This window comes from Streptomyces sparsus (assembly GCF_054776295.1).
This window is the reverse complement of the sequence record NZ_BAAHCA010001049.1, coordinates 1-1,548: the sequence shown is the minus strand read 5'-3', so window position 1 is coordinate 1,548 and position 1,548 is coordinate 1. Positions and strand designations below refer to the sequence as shown.

The 1,548-nt window shown below is 66.5% G+C and carries 1 protein-coding gene; it reads right to left on the bottom strand.

Features of this window, described 5'->3' with window-relative positions:
• Positions 1-1,503 carry a SulP family inorganic anion transporter gene (locus tag ACYVE9_RS26195; protein ID WP_461030374.1) on the bottom strand — a complete coding sequence of 501 codons (1,503 nt, stop codon included), beginning with the start codon at positions 1,501-1,503 and terminating at the stop codon, positions 1-3.
• Between the last annotated feature and the right edge of the window lie 45 nt (positions 1,504-1,548).

Sequence of the window (1,548 nt, the reverse complement as noted above, 5' to 3'; positions counted from 1 at the left end):
TCAGTGGCCGGCGGTGAGTTGTCCGGCGAGCTTGTCGTGCATTTCGGCGCTGGGTTTGTTGAGGCCGATGATGGTGGCCTTTTTGCCGCGTGCGGCGTACTTGGTCTCGATGGCGTCGAGTGCGGCGACGGAGGAGGCGTCCCAGATGTGGGCGCTGGAGAGGTCGATGACGACGTCGTCGGGGTCGTCGCGGTAGTTGAACTGGTAGACGAGGTCGTTGGAGGAGGCGAAGAAGAGTTCGCCCGTCACGGAGTAGACGACCTGGTTGCCGTCGGGGTCGACGACGCCGGAGACGTTGGCGAGGTGGGCGACGCGCTTGGCGAAGATGACCATCGCGGTGATGACACCGACGATGACGCCGATGGCGAGGTTGTGGGTGATGACGACGACGGCGACGGTGACGGCCATGACGGCGGTCTCACCCAGCGGCATGCGCTTGAGGGTCTTGGGCTGGACGGAGTGCCAGTCGAAGGTGGCGAAGGCGACGAGGATCATCACCGCGACCAGGGCGGCCATCGGGATGTCCGACACCACCGGACCGAAGGAGATGCACAGCACCATCAGGAAGACGCCGGCGAGGAAGGTGGACAGGCGGGTGCGGGCGCCGGAGGTCTTCACGTTGATCATGGTCTGGCCGATCATGGCGCAGCCGCCCATGCCGCCGAAGAAGCCGGTGATGATGTTGGCGACGCCCTGGCCGATGGACTCGCGGGTCTTGTTGGAGTGGGTGTCGGTGATGTCGTCGACGAGCTTGGCCGTCATCAGCGACTCCATCAGGCCCACCAGCGCGAACGCGAACGAGTAGGGCGCGATGATCGTCAGCGCCTCCACGGTGAGCGGCATGTCGGGCAGGCCGGGCACGGGGAGGGAGGAGGGCAGTGCGCCCTTGTCACCGACGGTCGGCACGGCCAGCCCGGCACCGACGGTGATCACGGTGAGGATGACGATCGCGACCAGCGGCGCGGGGACCACTGTGGTGATCTTGGGGAAGAAGACCATCAGGGCGAGCCCACTGACCACGAGGGGGTAGACCGCGAACGGCACGTCGCGCAGCTCGGGCACCTGGGCCATGAAGATGAGGATGGCGAGGGCGTTGACGAAGCCGACCATGACCGAGCGGGGCACGAACCGCATCAGCTTGGCGACACCGACGGCGCCCATCACGATCTGCATCAGACCGCCGAGAATGACCGCGCCGATCAGGTATCCGAGGCCGTACTCGTGGTTGAGAGGGGCGATGACGAGGGCGATCGCGCCGGTGGCGGCGGAGATCATCGCCTTGCGGCCACCGACGATCGAGATGACCACGGCCATCGTGAACGACGCGAACAGACCCACCGCCGGGTCCACCCCGGCGATGATCGAGAAGGAGATCGCCTCCGGGATCAACGCCAGCGCGACCACCAGGCCCGCCAGGACCTCGGTACGGAACACCTTCGACGACGCCAGCCAGTCAGGCCGGGACAGACACGGCCGGAAGACCGCGGACAACGTGGAGGACATGCAACCGTCTCTGCTCAGGCGCACAGGCACGGCTGCACGCGCATC